Here is a 15,504-nt window from a genome sequence, read left to right on the forward strand (position 1 = left end):
CTCGTTGCCCTTACCTGAAGGCTATGGAAAAGTCCTCCACTTCTCCAAAGCCTATATTAGGTCATTCACAGGAACCGGAAAAGACTGGTCCATTCTCGAACAGCTAGATGACTTTAACGTAAGCGTCAATTGTCGCAGGCCGAGAAGATTTTTCGGGAACGATTGCCGTGGGGGGAAGTTCTAATCCCATGACGAAAAGATCAAAGGAGGTACGTCATGTTGCATCAGGAACCCCGTGCAGGTCAGGATCCGTATGTGAAGGATACGCCTTCGCTGATCGCCAGTGATAAGGTCGAAGGCACTGCAGTCTATGGCGCCGACGGTAAGCGGATCGGCTCGATCGAACGCATTCTGCTCGAAAAGCGCGGCGGCCGTGTCAGTTATGCGGTCCTGAGCTTCGGCGGTTTCCTTGGCATCGGCGATGACTATTACCCGCTGCCATGGGAAAAGCTGCGCTATGACGAACAGCTCGACGGTTACCGTATCGACCTGACCAAGGATCAGATTACCGGTGCTCCGAAATATCACGATCTCGACGACGATAGTTTCTATCGAGCAAATGACCGGAAGGTTTACGACTATTACGGCGTTCCGCCTTACTGGATGTAATCCGATCTGATGGTTGAGAGAGAGGCCCCAAGCGGGCCTCTTTTCGTTTGCTTAAGCCTATTCTGGCACGGTCCCGCCAGGGCGGTTTGGCCAACGGGGATTGCTGTCATGGCGGAAAAGGCGGGCGGGGTGCGTGATCTGGAGCGGGAGGACCTACCTTCCGTGGCCGAACTCTTCCAGAAGACCTTCCGTGGTTCGCAGCCTGTCCGTCCATCCATGATCCAGTATCTGCGCGAGGTGCTCTTCGATCATCCGTGGTATGACGAGGAAATCCGTTCCAAGGTTTTTATCGACAAAAGCGGCGGTGTGCAGGGCTTCATCGGCGTATTTCCATCCCGCCTCGAAATAGGCGGTCGCCCCATCCGCGCGGCCTTTGCCGGATCCATGATGGTGGATCGGCATGAGCAGAATCCGCTGGCAGGTGCCCGTCTCCTTCGTGCCTTCCTCACCGGGCCGCAGGATATTTCACTGACGGAAACCGCCAATGCTCTGGCACTCGGCATGTGGCAGAAGCTCGCCCTGCCTTTGGATATCGCTTACAGTCTCAACTGGCTGCGAATCCTGCGCCCTGCAGGCACGGCCGTTCAGGTTGCCGAGCGCGGGCTGAAAGCTGCGCGTTTTCTCCGCCCCGTTGCATCGCTGTCAGATGGCATGATCGAGCGCATGGGCGTGAAGGCGTTTCGGGCGCCGCCGATCCATGGGGCAGGGCGCGTAAATTTCTGGGATGCATCGCGGGAAGATTTTACCCAAGCGGTGCTGAAACTCTCCGAACTCTTTCCCCTGCGCCCGCAGTGGAACCGAGCGTCGCTGGATTGGTTCATGGATCATGCGCAGGAAAAGCGCCAGTTTGGTAAGCCCTCGTGGCGTATCGCCGAGTCCCGCAGCGGCGAGCTGGTCGGTTGTTACGTCTATTACGGTCGCCCGCGCGGGATTGGCTGGCTACTGCAGGCCGTCTGCGCACCAAATATTGCCGGCGAAATGGTCGACGATCTGTTTGCACATGCCGATGCCGCGGGCTGTGTCGCTATCCGCGGCGCCGGCCATCCTTGGCTGACGCCCGAACTCATCAGCCGGAAGACGCTGTTTTACGGCCGCGCTTTTTTCGTCGCCCATGCAAAGGACAAAAGCCTGCTGGAACCGATCAAGGCCGGCGAAGCCCTGATCAGCGGGCTCGCCGGAGAAAACTGGATGCGCCTGATCGGCGACGATTTCGACTGAGCCCGATCGGGTTCAGTCGAGCATCGTCAGCGGCGGGGCGTGCAGGTAATCGGCGACCTTCCGCTTCGAGGCGATATTGCGCCAGACCGCATCCACCTGATCCGGTGTAAGCCCCGCTGCGTCCGCGGTCTCTTCGCGGGAAATACCGTTGTCCAGCGCATAGAGGCAGATATCCATCCGGTCATAGGGCAGCGAGAAATAGTATTCGTCCTGCCCCTGCGGCAGCGACCAGGTGTCGGTTGTCGGCGGGCGACGGCGAATTTCTTCCGGCACGCCGAGCGCTTCCGCCAGCTGATAGACCTGGGTCTTGTAGAGATGGGCGATCGGCTTGAAATCGGCCGCGCCATCGCCGTTCTTGACGAAGAATCCCTGGTCGTATTCCAGCCGGTTCGGTGTGCCGGCAACGGCGAAGTTCAAGCGGTCGGCATGGTAATATTCGATCTGCTTGCGGGTCCGCTGCTTCATGTTGGCGGCGGCGATCATGCCGAGATAGACATCGAGCGGCATCCGGTGCCGGCTCTGCTCGCCGGCCGGGTTGGCTACCACCAGCCACGATATGTTGTAACCGCGCCCGGTCAACGCATCCTCAAGTACCACCTTGCAGCCCCAGCCGTCACCGAATTCCGGCACGACCTGACGGATAAAGCCGTCACGGCGGGCGTAGCATCCCTGGGCGGCGAGTGACGGGCCGATATCCTCCAGCACCGTTTCGATGCCAACCGCCTCCGCCAGCGCCTTGCCGAGCCGCAGACTGTCCGGGTCGCTGTCATGTTCCGGCATGAACACGCCGCTCACCTTGCCCTTGCCTAGCGCGCGGGCGCAAAGCGCTGCCGTCACGCTGGAATCGATGCCGCCGGAAAGGCCGAGCACGGCCCCGCGTTTGCGCAGGTCTTTCAGCACCGTGACGCGCAGCCATTCGCAAATGCGCTCGATCTCCGCCTCGGCATCGAGCACGAGCCTTTTTGCGGAAAACGATGCGGTCGGTTTCAAGCGGGCAGGGGCGTTTGTCATGCGACATTGTCCTCGATATCGGGAGCGGATTTTTCGGCGGTAAGGCGGATTTTGCCGGTACTGGTCTTTGGTAACGCGTCGCGAAACTCGACGCTTTTCGGCACCATATAATCTTCGAGATGAGCCGCGCAGTGGCGCAGGATATCCTTTTCGGAAAGCCCGGCATCAGGCTCCAGCGCGACATAGGCGCGGATCAGCTGGCCGAACACCGGATCGTCGATACCGGCCACAGCCGCCTCGCGAATGCCGGGTAGCGCGTAGAGAATCCGCTCCACCTCCTGTGGGCTCACCTTCTCGCCGCGGGTCTTGATGATGTCGTCGCGCCGGCTGACGAAATAGAGAAAGCCGTCGTTATCGGTCCTGAAGAGGTCGCCGGTATGAAGCCGCCTGCCGTTGGCAATAGGCAGCAGCTTGGTGGACGAATTCAGTTCGTCTCTCCAGTAGCCGTTCATCACATGCGGTCCTTCGACCACCAGTTCACCGATCTCGCCGGCGCCGAGTGCGCGACCGTCCTCATCGATGACGAAAGCGCGCGTTCCCGCAATGGCCCGGCCCACAGAGAGCGGCCGCATGTCGGCTTCTTCCGCCGGAAGATAGGTCGCGCGAATGCATTCCGTCTGGCCATACATCAGGAACAGCCGGGCATCCGGCAGCAGGCTGCGAAGTCTATGGCCGACCGATGGCGGCATGGCGGCAGCAGCGCTGGTGATATAGCGCATTTCAGGCAGAAAACCCGGTTGGAGATCCTGCATCCCCGTAATCAGGGCCGCCATCGGCGGCACAAGCGGAAATCCGGTCGCCTTCACTTCGGCGAGACGCTGAAGCACCCTGCGTGGAAAGGCAAAGCTCTTCTCCAGAACCAGCGTTCCACCGACCATCACCATGGTCAGGATCTGGGTGATCCCGTAACCGAAGGAGATCGGCAACACGCTGAGCACGATGTCGTCGGAGTTGTTTTCCAGATAGTCGACAATCGAGCCACAGGCGGCGAGCAGGCTGGCATGGCTATGCATCACGCCCTTCGGCGTGCCGGTCGAACCCGATGTGTGGATCAGAAGCGCCAGCGCTTCGCTGTCCACCTGTCGCGGCAGTTCGGCCTTGCCGTCATGAGTGGCAATCGCCTCATAGGCCAGCCAATCTTCGGTGGCGCTCGTTGGCAGGGTCCCGAATGCAATTTTGAGAGGAATATGATCCGCACCGCTGAGTGCACTGTCCACCACGCTCAGGAAACGGGCCTGCGCAAGGATAGTAGAAGGTTCTGTACTCTCGATGATGGCGCGCAGCTTGTCCTGCTTGATCGAGGCATGGAGAGGGCAGGGTACCGCCCCGGCCTTCCACGCAGCGAAGAATGCCACCGCTACCTCGACCGAATTCTCGGCAACCATCAGAATCCGGTCGCCCGCCTTGATCCCCTGCGTGATGAGGCCAGCAGCCAGCCGATCAGATAGCTCGTCCAGATCCTCATAGGCCAAACGGATTTCGCCGACGATCAGCGCCGTCTTTGATCCGAAACGACCGGCGCTTTGGCGAAGATGATCCTCGATACGCATGGCCGGTCCGCTGGCCTCAAGCCGCCGCGGCCGGCAGCTTCGATGCCAGATATCGCGTCATGTTGGCGATGCTGTCGAGATTTTCCGGAACGATCTCATCGTCCGCAATGGAAATGCCGAACGTCTGCTCCAGAAAGGCGATGACTTCGAGCACGCCGGTGGAATCGATCACGCCGCTTTCCAGCAATGACTGGTTGTCGTCGAGTTCAGCATCGGCGCGAAACAGAAAGTTTTCCGCAATGAATTCCCGCACGGGTGCGTTGAACTTGTCGGTCATCAGATAAGCCTTCCCCAGAGAGCGGCCTATTCAGCGGTTTCAACACGCGCGGCCACTATTACCCATAGTCTGACCCTGCATCAAACACCTGAATCTTTCACTAAGCCCGCATTTCCACTTTGATACATTCCCGAAAATGTTCAGGTGGATAGTCTAAAGAACGTTGGACGGCGTGCCCTTTTCGAAATTCTCGACATGCCCGATCACCTGTGCCCAGAGCGCTTGCATCGCCTCATCGCTCGCCCAGGCGACATGAGGGGTGAGGATTACATTCGGCCGGTCAAGAACGGTCAGAAGCGGATTGTCGGCTGCCGGCGGTTCTTTGGTCAGCACATCGAAGCCGGCGCCGGCAATCAGCCCTTTATTCAACGCCGTCACAAGGTCTGCCTCGTTCACCAGCCCGCCCCGTGCGGTATTGATGATCAGCGGATGTTTTTTCATTTTGCGGAACTCTTCGATCCCGATCAGGTCACGCGTCTCCGGCTTGAGCGGCATATGCAGCGTGATGATGTCGGCCTCCTCAAGCACCGTTTCGAACGGCGTATAGCCCTCCGCCACCTTGGCTGCGCCCTTGCGGCCGGCAAACATCACCTTCATGCCCAGCGCCTCGGCGATCCGTGCCACCGATTGGCCCAGCGTGCCGCCACCGAAAATGCCGATCGTGGAATTGGCCAGATCGCGAATCGGATGGTTGAAGAAGCAGAACTGGTTGGCGCGCTGCCACTCGCCCGAGATCACGTCCTCGCGAAAACCGACGATCGAGCGACGCAGCGCAAAGATCAGCGCAAACGTATGCTCCGGCACGGTATTGACCGCATAACCGCGCACATTCGAAACCACGATGCCGCGCTCCTTGGCGAAGGCGAGATCGATTACGTCGTAGCCGGTCGCCGCGACCGTGATCATTTTCAGCTTCGGCGCAGCCTTGATCGACGCTTCGCGCACCGGTGCCTTGTTTGTGATGACGATATCCGCCTCGCGGATTCGTCCCGCCACCTCTGTCTCCGGCGTCTTGCCGTATTCGACCCATTCATGGGGAAAGCTCGGCCGGGTAATCGTCACCGCAGGACCAATCGTGTCGCGATCGAGGAAAACAATCTTCGTCATTGGAGCCTCCCAAAAAAGTAAAGCATGTCGCGCAAAAGTGTGCAGCGGTTTTGCGCTGAAGACATGCGACAAATCAAGAATCTAAAGCGTGTGAGCGAATCCGAAGGATCGCGACACGCTTTAGTTCCGGCTTGCATTCGGCGCGCGCCTGTTTGAGGAATGTAGTCCTACAACATTCGGCCTTTCGTGAAAGCCCGAAGAACGGCCAAGTTGACCTGTATGGGGGAGTTGCATGGGGGAAGTTCTCGACCTCGATTGCGTGGTCGTCGGTGGTGGTGTCGTCGGTCTGGCTATTGCCCGCCGGCTGGCGATGGCGGGGCGTGAGGTCGTCGTTCTCGAAAGCGAGCCGTTGACTGGCAGCATCACCTCCTCGCGCAACAGCGAGGTCATCCATGCCGGGCTCTATTATGCAAGCGGCAGCCGCAAGGCGGAACTCTGCGTCAAGGGCAGGGATGCGCTTTATGCCTATTGCCGCGCGCGCCATGTCCCGCACCGCCAATGCGGCAAGCTTGTCGTCGCTTCCGATCCCGATGAGGTCGCCTATCTGGAAAAGCTGCTGAAACAGGCTGCAGCCAACGGCGTCGACGATTGCTACCTCATCGATGCCGCGGAACTGCATGCACTCGAGCCGCAGATTACCGGCCATGCGGCGCTCGTTTCGCCGTCGACCGGCATCATCGACAGCCACGGCCTGATGGATGCCTATATTACCGATATCGAGGCTCATGGCGGCACGATTGTCGTAAACTCTCCGCTTCTCTCCGGCGAATTGACAGCCAATGGGCTAAATCTCTCCGTTGGCGGCAATGACCCTTTCACCGCGAACGCACGGCTGGTTGTTAATTCGGCGGGGCTTGAGGCATGGTCGGTCTCTGAAAACTTGGCAGGGCTTGATCCTGCAACAATTCCGCATCGCTCCTACGCCAAGGGCAATTATTTCGCTCTGTCCGGCAAGGCACCGGCCAGTCGGCTGATCTATCCGGTACCGGAACCGGGTGGCCTCGGCACGCATCTGACACTCGATCTCGCCGGACAGGCGCGGTTCGGGCCTGATGTCGAATGGGTGGAAGCCCCAAACTACGATGTCGATCCGGCCCGCTCGGAAAAATTCTATGCCGCGATCCGTAAATACTGGCCGCATCTGAAGGATGCCTCGCTGCAGCCGGCCTATGCCGGCGTGCGGCCAAAGACGGTAGGCCCCGAAGGCGGTGGCGGCGGCGACTTCATCATCCAGGGACCGCAGGTTGCGGGACATCAGGGTTACGTGGCGTTATACGGTATCGAATCTCCTGGCCTCACCTCGTCGCTTGCCATTGCCGATGAGGTCTGGAGGCTGATTTCCGAATAAAAGTCGTGGGTATGGACCGGTCAGCCTCGGCATCCGCCCTCGTGTCATGTCCCTGACATCCGTCCGTGCTTGGCTCCTTCGCCAAGCCCGATGAGCCGCGCCCCATGAAGGCAGAACCCGACGCTGATATATCGAGGCCCAACGGAGATCGCTTGTGATGTCGCTTATTCTAGGCCTTGTTTCCGGTGCACTGATCGCTGCCAACGGCATCAGTATCGGCATTGCGATGGGTCGCCTGTCGCGCAGAGGCAGCCCGGCAACTGCGCTCACCGAAAAGCCGCCTGTCTCCGTCGTCATCCCTGCCTGCGGCATCGAGAATTTCACCCCCCTGACGCTAGAGCGCGCCTTCGATCTGGATTGGCCGGACTACGAGCTGATCTTCTGTGTTGCCGATGCGCGTGACACGGTCATTCCGGCGGTCAAGGAGGTCATGGCAAGACATCCCGAAATCAAGGCAAGCCTGCTGATTGGCGACGACCGCGTCAGCGCCAATCCGAAGCTCAACAATTGCGTCAAGGGTTGGCGTGCTGCGGTGAACGACTGGGTTGTTCTGGCCGATTCCAACGTTCTAATGCCGCGCGATTATATTGGCCATCTCATGGCGGCGCGTCGACCGAACACCGGTCTTGTTTGCTCCACTCCGCTCGGCTCTCGCCCGGAAGGTTTCTGGGCAGAAATCGAATGCGCTTTCCTGAACTCCCAGCAGGCACGCTGGCAATATGCCGGCGAAGCAGTTGGCCTCGGATTTGCCCAGGGCAAGAGCATGTTGTGGTTCAAGCCGATGCTCGATGCGGAAGGCGGCATCGCCGCACTCGGTGCCGAAATTGCTGAGGACGCTGCCGCGACCAAGCTGGTGCGTCGTCTCGGCCGCAAGGTCCATCTTGTCGCCTCGCCATTCGAACAGCCGCTCGGCAGGCGCGAACTCACTCAGATATGGTCCCGACAAGCCCGTTGGGCGCGCCTGCGCCGGGTCACCTTTCCGGCCTTCTTCGTGCCGGAAATCCTGCTCGGTTGCCTGCCGCCGCTTCTACTGGCGCTTGCTGCGGCAGCCTTGTCGACAGGCTCCCCCTCATTCTCGATGATCACCCTTGCCGTCCTCACCGCCGTCTATCTTCCCGAGCTCGCTCTGATTGTGGCAAAGAACTGGCACCTCTCGGTTTGGACGCTTCCTGCTATGCTTGCGCGCGACGTGTTGTCACCCGCAATCTGGATGAGAAGCTGGCTGAGCGGTTCATTCGACTGGCGCGGCAACACGATGACGATCGGCACCGAGACAAGCGAGCTGAGTTCTGCGTCCTCGCCTCATTGAATCCGGAACTAAGGTCAACATCTCCGCGAGCTTCCCATTTGGTTGCGAACCGCTCTATACCGTCTGCTCAGGCAGTTGACGGCTCAGGGCAGGCGCGATGATCGGGGATATCGAGAGGAGAGTGCGGGCAGGCAGAAACCTGCGGATGATGCGCATCCTGCTTGGCGCTGCCGCGTTTTTCATGCCTCCGCTTGTGTCATTGAGAAAGCTGTCGGCTCTTCTCTTCGAGGGCCGGATGCTGATCGAATACCATGCCGACCGACCCGAAGCGGCGGAAAATCTATTCATCCGCCGTGTAAGGAAGAAGCAGCTCACCTTTTGGAGCATATCGACTTACATCACCAGAGTGGTGGAGCCCGGTCACGCTCGGCGGCTGGCCGAAATCCTTGGCGATCCGCGCCTCTCCCCGGGGGCGGCGGTACTTCTGCGCGCAGCTTCGCAGCGTCTGGTGAAGAGCGGAAGCGAGCCTGCCGGAGTGAACGATTCCGATCAGCAACGTTATCACGAACGACTTGCCGAAGACGGACTGGCCTTCATGCAGGCGGAGCCGGGCTATCTCGACCTGACACTGGCCATATCGACGGCCCTTTCCGCAGAAGCCTGTGATCGAGAGGACATTTTCGCCGGTGCCATCAGGCATCTGACCACGCAGCTGGTCCATATCGAAAATGATCGAACTCTAGCCCGGTGGCATATGGGCGATGTGGTGACCGCAAGGCTTAGCCTTTTCGATCTTGATGGCGCCCTGCATTTCGTCTCCTCGTCCCATCTGTCAGGAATGACAAAGACACAAAAACTCTCTGCGGAGCTGCAATCTATCGTGGATGAGACCGTGGGTTTTCGTCATGTGATCCGCAAAGCCCATGAGGATATCCTGGCCCGTGCCGGCGGTAGCCGGCCGGCTGTTGTTGCTGACCTGCCCGTCATCTTTTTGCCGGCCGCCGCTTTTCGAAGAAACAAGATCGATTATCCCGGCTTTCGCTCGGACATCCGCTTTGCCCTTTCCGGCATCGTCAAGGCACTCGACAAGCATGGAATACCCTATGCGGTCAGAAGCAGATTGCGGACCCATGGCGTGCTGAATATGTCAGCCCCGTTCTTCGCCTATCACACCATATCCGACACGGATTTCGGCATGCATTTCAAGGAAACCGATCGGCCGTCCCTGTTCTGCTTCGATCGACGGGGGTATGCAGGCTGGTCAAAATTTTCGGCCATGACGCTATCCGAACTGCGCGCTGCAGATGTCTCTCCGCAGGCCGCGGGTGACTTCTTCGATCGTGAAAAACAGCGCGTCATCGGCGGCAATTTGTCGAAATACCAGCAGGCGGCTGTTTCGAATGTAGAGGAATTGCCGGAAAAGTTCATTTTCGTCGCGCTGCAGCTGATCGGCGATGCCGTCAGCCAGCTGGCCTATCTCGATCTGTTCGCCATGGTGGATGAAGTTATCCAGGCAGCGCAAACTCAGGGCATGGCCGTCGTCGTCAAGCGGCATCCCCTGTGCACGACGCCGGAGGTGTCGCATTATCTCGGCGAACTGGTCGCCAAGGGCACGATCCGCCAGGTCTATTCGAGTATCCACGCCATCATCCCGAAGACTGAAGCCGTCTGCGTCATCAATTCGGGTGTCGGCGCAGAAGCGCTGCTGCACGAAAGGCCGGTCTATGTTTTCGGCCGATCGGATTACATGGCCGGATGTTTCGTCTGCAAAAGCCGCGGCGATTTTGCCGATCAGTTCGTCCCTGGCCGATCAAGGCTGTCGCCTGATGAGCTGCGGAAATTCTGGTATCTCTTGAGAAATACCTATGCGGTGGACCTGCGCGACCGCGATCGCGCGACAGCCGAAATCGAAACGCGAGTGATTGACCATTTGAAAACGTATCAGGTAGGCAGCCGTTTCGCAGGCGAAGACCATTGACCCGGTCTTGGTCGCGTAAATAAAGATTCGCGCTTCAATGAAACGAGAACAAAATCACTCTATTGACATAGGAAGAATGGTGCCGCTTGCAGGACTCGAACCTGCGACCCCATCATTACGAATGATGTGCTCTACCACCTGAGCTAAAGCGGCCCGGCAGTGGCGACTGGCGCCAATCTGCGAGTGATGCGCTGATACAGGCAACCAATTCCGATTTCAAGCCGGTTTTCGCGATCCTGTCGTTTTTCCTCAAACAGGTCTGGTGGGGCTAAAGTCCGAGCCGTTCACGGGCCTGCAAATATTCTCCCTCCAGCCGGTCGACGAGCTTTGCCACCGGTTCGATTGCCTTGATCGCGCCCACACCTTGGCCAGCCCCCCAGATTTCCTTCCAGGCTTTCGCGCCGGTGGTCGCCTTGTCGAAATCCATCTTCGACGGATCGGCCTCAGGCAGTGCATTCGGGTCCATGCCCATCGCTGTGATCGACCCCTTCAGGTAATTGCCGTGAATGCCGGTGAAATAGTTGGAATAGATGATATCGGCTGCGGTCGAATCCACGATCATCTGCTTGTAGCCCTCTGAAGCGCGTGCCTCATCCGTAGCGATGAAGGGCGAGCCGATATAGGCCATGTCGGCGCCCATGGCCTGGGCCGCCAGAATGCCGCCGCCGGTAGCGATCGCCCCGGCTAGGAGAAGCGGTCCGTCGAACCATTCTCGGATTTCCTGTACCAGTGCGAAGGGTGACAGCGTGCCCGCATGGCCGCCGGCACCAGTCGCAACTGCGATCAAACCGTCGGCACCCTTGCGGATGGCAGATTTCGCATGCCGGTTGTTGATGATGTCATGCAGCACGATGCCGCCATAAGAATGCACGGCGGCATTCACCTCCGGCACGGCGCCAAGCGAGGAGATCACGATCGGCACCTTGTACTTCACGCACATCATCAGATCGTGTTCCAGCCTCCTGTTCGACGTATGGACGATCTGGTTGACGGCAAATGGTGCCGATGGCTTGTCGGGATTGGCGGCATCATACGCTGCAAGTTCTTCCGTTATCTGTGCCAGCCATTCGTCGAGCTGGTTTTCGGGCCGCGCATTGAGCGCCGGAAAAGCCCCAACGACACCCGCCTTGCATTGCGCCAGCGTCAGTTGCGGATGCGATATGATGAAGAGCGGCGATGCCACGACCGGCAGCCGCAGCCTGTCCTTGAGGACCGCTGGAAGCATGAAAGTAACCTCCCGAATTACCTTTACGTAAGATGGTGTATCAGATGAATTTCACGTGGGGAAGTCGCCTCGGTTTAGCGGATCGAACTTACCCGCCATGGATTTGCCACCATGTTTCGGCCGTCTCACCACGGGATGAGTTGGGTCGCCTTCTTGCAGTTCGGCGCCTGAGACGTTACCGAGAGGTTAAAAATAGGAGCGTGACACGATTACGCTCGCCAGTTGGAATGAACCGGAAGGACCGGCAGTGAGCGGCCTGGAAACAGCCATAAGAAATGCCCTGGATCGCGCCGAACGTGGTGATGGCCAGGTGCGCGCCCGGATCTATCAGTCCGCCCGCCAGGCACTTGATGCCGGCCTGCGCAAGCAGGGCGTCACCGATAACCTTGTCATCATGCAGCAGCGCAAGCGGCTGGAAGACAAGATCAGCGAGATCGAGAACGAGGAGATCGACCGCCTGGCGCAGTCGGCCCAGCCTGTTCCGGCTCCCGATGTCGATCCCTTTTTCGAAATCGATGCGCCTGTCCGCCGGACCACATCACACGTTGTCCCCGACGTCTCCGTATCTGTCGACGCACCGCGTGCGCCCGCTCCCCCCGTGGTTGAGGCAGGTGCACTTGGTGGTGTAACCCGATCAGGGGCGACCGCAGACCATCACTCCGACATACCCTCGATGGCCCCGGATATCGCGCCGGCAGGGTATGGATCCGAACCGGTGCCCGGCACGCTGCCGGAAGCCTCCCCCGTCGGCGAGGTTGCAGAGCCCACGGTTAAGAAGGGGCGCAAAGGTCGCAAGGTGAAGGCTTCCGCCGAAATTCCGGCTGGACGCCGCCGCCGGAAGAAACGTGGCTTTCTGTCTCATCTGCTCACCTGGATCATAACGCTTGGCGTGGTCGCAGTCGGCTGCTTCGTCTTCTATCAGTCGGGCATGGTGCAATCGATCATCGAGGATGCGGTGCGCAGCGCCAATCGACCGTCGGCGCTTCAGTCCTCGGGGCAGGGGCCGTCCGTGCTTTCCTCGCGTGGAGGCTTCTCGGAAGAATGGGCCTCGATCTTCCAGCCACAGCAGGGCGCCGCCTTTACCGCGGGTTCTCAGGCAAGGGCGGAGATCGCGACTGGCACCGAAGCTCAGGCACTCAAGGTTACCTCTGCCACGTCGAATGCCGCCGGAGATGTCGCAATCGAGGTGCCGGTGGAAATCCTGCGCGAGCTTGCCGGCAAGAGTTCCACGCTGGCGCTGACCATCCAGTCGGCAGCAAACCAGCACTCGCAGATTTCGGTCCGCTGCGATTTCGGCAGCCTCGGCAGCTGTTCGCGCCACCGTTTCACGGCAACGCAGGAAAAGCTCGACGCGCTGTTCAAGGTCAGCTTCGACCGCACCATGGCGCCAAATGCCCCCGGCCGTATCATCGTCAACACCGGCATTCAGGGCGCAGATCGCCCGGTCTTCATATATTCCGTGCGAGCCCTGCCGGGTCAGTGACCCGGCAGCTTCGCCTGCCGATCGTTTTTACTTGAGATACTTTGGTCCGAACCCGAGGATCTTGTCGTCGATCTCGCCGATGGCATCCTTGTCCTTGCCTTCGTAATCGAGAGATAGAAGGATGTGGCGGATCGCGTTCAGCCGTGAGCGCCGCTTGTCATTGGCCCGCAGGATCGCCCAGGGCGCCTCCTTGGTGTGTGTCTCTTCCAGCATTTTGTTGCGTTTTTCGGTATACTGATCCCACTTCGTCAGCGCGGCGATATCCATCGGCGAGAGCTTCCAGATCTTCAGCGGATCATGGCGTCGGTCGTGAAAGCGCTTCAGCTGCATTTCCTGGCCGATATCGAGCCAGAACTTGAAGAAATGCACGCCATCTTCCACCAGCAGCTTTTCAAACCGCGGCGTCGCCCGCATAAAGCTGTCATATTGCGCCGGCGTGCAGAACCCCATGACCGGCTCGACCACGGCGCGGTTATACCAGGAACGGTCATAAAGAACGATCTCGCCCTTGGTCGGGAAATGCGTTGCATAGCGCTGGTAATACCATTGCCCCGCCTCGGTCTCCGTCGGTTTGGTCAGAGCGACGACCCTCGCCGAACGTGGATTGAGATAAGTGCGGATCGAAAAGATTGTGCCGCCCTTGCCGGCCGCGTCCCGGCCTTCGAACAGCGCCACCATCCGCTTGCCCGTCGCCTGCATCCAGAACTGCATCTTGACCAGTTCGATTTGCAGCTTCTCAAGCTGCTTTTCGTATTTGTCCCGGTTAAGCTTGTCGTCATAGGGATAATCGCCCGAAGAAAGCGCTTGGTCGTCGATCCAGTCCGGCAGGGTCGGGTTGTCTATGTCAAATCGCCGTTTCTTTCCCCCGATTGTCAGATCGACCGTCCTGCTTTCACCCGTTGACATGCCTGCTCTCCTCTTTGTCCTCGGTATCTATTACGACGACGCGCTGCGCCATGGCGACACGCTATCCGAAAGGTGGCATTCCGGCATAGGTTTTCCATAGGCCCTGATGCACAAGTGTCATGGAAGGCTTATATGACCACGTGTTTAGCAAGCAAAATGCCGGGATGTGGCCCGGGATCCAGTTGGGGTTGTCATGGCGTCGAGTGCAGAGCAGGCAGGCGGAGGTCTTATCGCCGTGATGAGAAGAGAATGGCGTCTCTTCTTGTTGCTGACGGTGTCTGCATTGGCCGCGATTGCCGCAGGTCTGCCCTGGTATTGGGTTGCTCTGGTCTGGCTGATTCTTGTTCTGGCGGTTTCGGCCCGGCCTCCGGTCATCATGCCCATCGCGGAACCGGAGAAGTTTGAGGAAGAAGAGCAGGCGTCCGATCCACTGCCCGGTATCGCAGCGACACTTTCCGCTCTCGATATCCCGGTCCTGCTGTTGAATGCCGAGGCGATCGTTTTGTGGGAAAACAAGGCGGCGGAAAAGGCGCTTGGCCTGCTGCCGATCGGCTCGCATCTCTCGGCGCGCCTGCGCTCGCCGGGTATTCTCGACATGGTCAAGGAGACGATCGCAACCGGCGAGCCGAACCAGATCGAGCATTCTGAAAGGCTCCCCTCCGAGCGCGTCTACCTCCTGCGCATCGCGGCAATGGAGCCGCTGGACGCTTTCGGTGCGGAAAAACTCTTCCTCCTGTCGTTCAAGGATATCTCCGAACTTCGCCGGCTCGATCGCATGCGGTCCGATTTCGTCGCCAATGCCAGCCATGAATTGCGCACCCCGCTTGCCTCGCTGCGCGGGTTCATCGAGACCATGCAGGGGCCGGCGCGTTCTGATGATGCCGCCAAGGAACGGTTTCTCGGCATCATGCTGGATCAATCGACCCGCATGAGCCGCCTTGTCGACGATCTCCTGTCGCTTTCGAGGCTCGAACTGAAATCCCATATCGCGCCGGACCAGTCCGTCGATCTTCGTCCGGTTATCGGTCATGTCCGTGATGCGCTGCTGCCGCTGGCAGAGGAGCTTGGCGTCGAAATCCGCCTTCATCTGCCGGAAGAAAAGGTCGAGGTCCTGGGGGACCGCGACGAACTGGTGGAAGTCGTCGAGAACCTGATCGAGAATGCCTGCAAATATGGTCAGGAGGGCAAGTTCGTTGACGTCTTCCTGCGCAACGAGCCATCCCAGCCGGTGGAAGTCAGTGTCGTCGACCGCGGTCCTGGCATCCCTGCTGAACATGTTCCGCGACTTACCGAGCGTTTTTATCGGGTTAGCGTTGCCGACAGTCGGTCGAAAAAGGGCACCGGCCTGGGACTCGCCATCGTCAAGCATATCCTCACCAGACACCGCGCCCGCCTCATCGTGAAGTCAGAACTGGGCAAGGGATCCGAGTTTACCGTCAGATTCTGACATAAAACATACGCACTGCACAGGCGTGCAACAGTATTATGTAGTGAAATCATATATTTAATTTGTCACAAATGTTTCATCGAAGTGACATAAAAG

The 15,504-nt window shown here is 59.1% G+C and carries 13 protein-coding genes and 1 tRNA gene; 7 read left to right on the plus strand and 7 right to left on the minus strand.

Going from position 1 to position 15,504, the window contains the following annotated elements:
* The first annotated feature begins 216 nt into the window (after nt 1-216).
* On the plus strand, nt 217-609 hold the full coding sequence (locus MRBLMR1_RS15070) for a PRC-barrel domain-containing protein (RefSeq protein WP_148148330.1): 393 nt from the start codon (nt 217-219) through the stop codon (nt 607-609).
* 108 nt (nt 610-717) lie between these two features.
* On the plus strand, nt 718-1,827 hold the full coding sequence (locus MRBLMR1_RS15075; RefSeq protein ID WP_148148329.1) for a hypothetical protein: 1,110 nt from the start codon (nt 718-720) through the stop codon (nt 1,825-1,827).
* Nucleotides 1,828-1,839: 12 nt separating this feature from the next.
* On the opposite strand, the gene nadE is transcribed toward MRBLMR1_RS15075, so the two are convergent.
* The 4 genes from nadE to MRBLMR1_RS15095 all read right to left on the minus strand — a co-directional run bounded on the left by nadE (nt 1,840) and on the right by MRBLMR1_RS15095 (nt 5,772).
* Entirely contained in the window at nt 1,840-2,838 is a 999-nt protein-coding gene (gene nadE / locus MRBLMR1_RS15080) for an NAD(+) synthase (protein ID WP_148148328.1), read from the minus strand.
* A complete protein-coding gene (locus MRBLMR1_RS15085) occupies nt 2,835-4,388 on the minus strand; it encodes a class I adenylate-forming enzyme family protein (RefSeq protein ID WP_148148327.1) in 1,554 nt (517 codons plus the stop codon). The genes nadE and MRBLMR1_RS15085 overlap by 4 nt, the downstream gene beginning before the upstream one ends.
* 16 nt (nt 4,389-4,404) lie before the next feature.
* A complete protein-coding gene (locus MRBLMR1_RS15090) occupies nt 4,405-4,665 on the minus strand; it encodes an acyl carrier protein (RefSeq protein ID WP_148148326.1) in 261 nt (86 codons plus the stop codon).
* Nucleotides 4,666-4,818: 153 nt separating this feature from the next.
* On the minus strand, nt 4,819-5,772 hold the full coding sequence (locus MRBLMR1_RS15095; RefSeq protein WP_148148325.1) for a D-2-hydroxyacid dehydrogenase: 954 nt from the start codon (nt 5,770-5,772) through the stop codon (nt 4,819-4,821).
* A 232-nt stretch (nt 5,773-6,004) separates the two neighbouring features.
* Between MRBLMR1_RS15095 and MRBLMR1_RS15100 the strand changes: the two genes are divergently transcribed.
* From MRBLMR1_RS15100 to MRBLMR1_RS15110, 3 genes are all read left to right on the plus strand, one after another.
* Nucleotides 6,005-7,120, plus strand: a complete 1,116-nt coding sequence (locus tag MRBLMR1_RS15100; protein WP_148148324.1) for an NAD(P)/FAD-dependent oxidoreductase — start codon at nt 6,005-6,007, stop codon at nt 7,118-7,120.
* A gap of 157 nt (nt 7,121-7,277) precedes the next feature.
* Nucleotides 7,278-8,429 (plus strand): ceramide glucosyltransferase, encoded by a 1,152-nt coding sequence (locus MRBLMR1_RS15105; RefSeq protein ID WP_148148323.1) that lies wholly within the window; start codon nt 7,278-7,280, stop codon nt 8,427-8,429.
* Nucleotides 8,430-8,526: 97 nt separating this feature from the next.
* Complete coding sequence (locus MRBLMR1_RS15110; RefSeq protein ID WP_148148322.1) at nt 8,527-10,347, plus strand: capsular polysaccharide export protein, LipB/KpsS family; 1,821 nt, start codon at nt 8,527-8,529, stop codon at nt 10,345-10,347.
* A 77-nt stretch (nt 10,348-10,424) separates the two neighbouring features.
* Here the strand turns inward: MRBLMR1_RS15110 and MRBLMR1_RS15115 are convergent.
* Together MRBLMR1_RS15115 and MRBLMR1_RS15120 are read right to left on the minus strand one after the other, a co-directional pair.
* Nucleotides 10,425-10,500: transfer RNA gene (locus tag MRBLMR1_RS15115), tRNA-Thr, on the minus strand.
* A gap of 115 nt (nt 10,501-10,615) precedes the next feature.
* Nucleotides 10,616-11,572, minus strand: a complete 957-nt coding sequence (locus tag MRBLMR1_RS15120; protein ID WP_148148321.1) for an NAD(P)H-dependent flavin oxidoreductase — start codon at nt 11,570-11,572, stop codon at nt 10,616-10,618.
* 247 nt (nt 11,573-11,819) lie between these two features.
* Between MRBLMR1_RS15120 and MRBLMR1_RS15125 the strand changes: the two genes are divergently transcribed.
* Nucleotides 11,820-13,055, plus strand: a complete 1,236-nt coding sequence (locus MRBLMR1_RS15125; protein WP_148148320.1) for a hypothetical protein — start codon at nt 11,820-11,822, stop codon at nt 13,053-13,055.
* A gap of 27 nt (nt 13,056-13,082) precedes the next feature.
* On the opposite strand, the gene ppk2 is transcribed toward MRBLMR1_RS15125, so the two are convergent.
* Nucleotides 13,083-13,961, minus strand: coding sequence for a polyphosphate kinase 2 (gene ppk2 / locus MRBLMR1_RS15130; RefSeq protein WP_148148319.1), 879 nt, complete (start codon nt 13,959-13,961; stop codon nt 13,083-13,085).
* 229 nt (nt 13,962-14,190) lie between these two features.
* Between ppk2 and phoR the strand changes: the two genes are divergently transcribed.
* Entirely contained in the window at nt 14,191-15,408 is a 1,218-nt protein-coding gene (phoR, locus tag MRBLMR1_RS15135) for a phosphate regulon sensor histidine kinase PhoR (protein ID WP_148148356.1), read from the plus strand.
* Nucleotides 15,409-15,504: the final 96 nt, after the last annotated feature.

Source organism: Neorhizobium sp. LMR1-1-1.1, assembly GCF_040675795.1.
Lineage (GTDB): Bacteria > Pseudomonadota > Alphaproteobacteria > Rhizobiales > Rhizobiaceae > Neorhizobium > Neorhizobium cellulosilyticum.

Bases quoted from the DNA above. Each gene is read 5' to 3' on its own strand.
- MRBLMR1_RS15070 (WP_148148330.1), top strand. From the start codon at position 217: ATGTTGCATCAGGAACCCCGTGCAGGTCAGGATCCGTATGTGAAGGAT.
- MRBLMR1_RS15075 (WP_148148329.1), top strand. From the start codon at position 718: ATGGCGGAAAAGGCGGGCGGGGTGCGTGATCTGGAGCGGGAGGACCTA.
- nadE (WP_148148328.1), bottom strand. From the start codon at position 2,838: ATGACAAACGCCCCTGCCCGCTTGAAACCGACCGCATCGTTTTCCGCA.
- MRBLMR1_RS15085 (WP_148148327.1), bottom strand. From the start codon at position 4,388: ATGCGTATCGAGGATCATCTTCGCCAAAGCGCCGGTCGTTTCGGATCA.
- MRBLMR1_RS15090 (WP_148148326.1), bottom strand. From the start codon at position 4,665: ATGACCGACAAGTTCAACGCACCCGTGCGGGAATTCATTGCGGAAAAC.
- MRBLMR1_RS15095 (WP_148148325.1), bottom strand. From the start codon at position 5,772: ATGACGAAGATTGTTTTCCTCGATCGCGACACGATTGGTCCTGCGGTG.
- MRBLMR1_RS15100 (WP_148148324.1), top strand. From the start codon at position 6,005: ATGGGGGAAGTTCTCGACCTCGATTGCGTGGTCGTCGGTGGTGGTGTC.
- MRBLMR1_RS15105 (WP_148148323.1), top strand. From the start codon at position 7,278: ATGTCGCTTATTCTAGGCCTTGTTTCCGGTGCACTGATCGCTGCCAAC.
- MRBLMR1_RS15110 (WP_148148322.1), top strand. From the start codon at position 8,527: ATGATCGGGGATATCGAGAGGAGAGTGCGGGCAGGCAGAAACCTGCGG.
- MRBLMR1_RS15120 (WP_148148321.1), bottom strand. From the start codon at position 11,572: ATGCTTCCAGCGGTCCTCAAGGACAGGCTGCGGCTGCCGGTCGTGGCA.
- ppk2 (WP_148148319.1), bottom strand. From the start codon at position 13,961: ATGTCAACGGGTGAAAGCAGGACGGTCGATCTGACAATCGGGGGAAAG.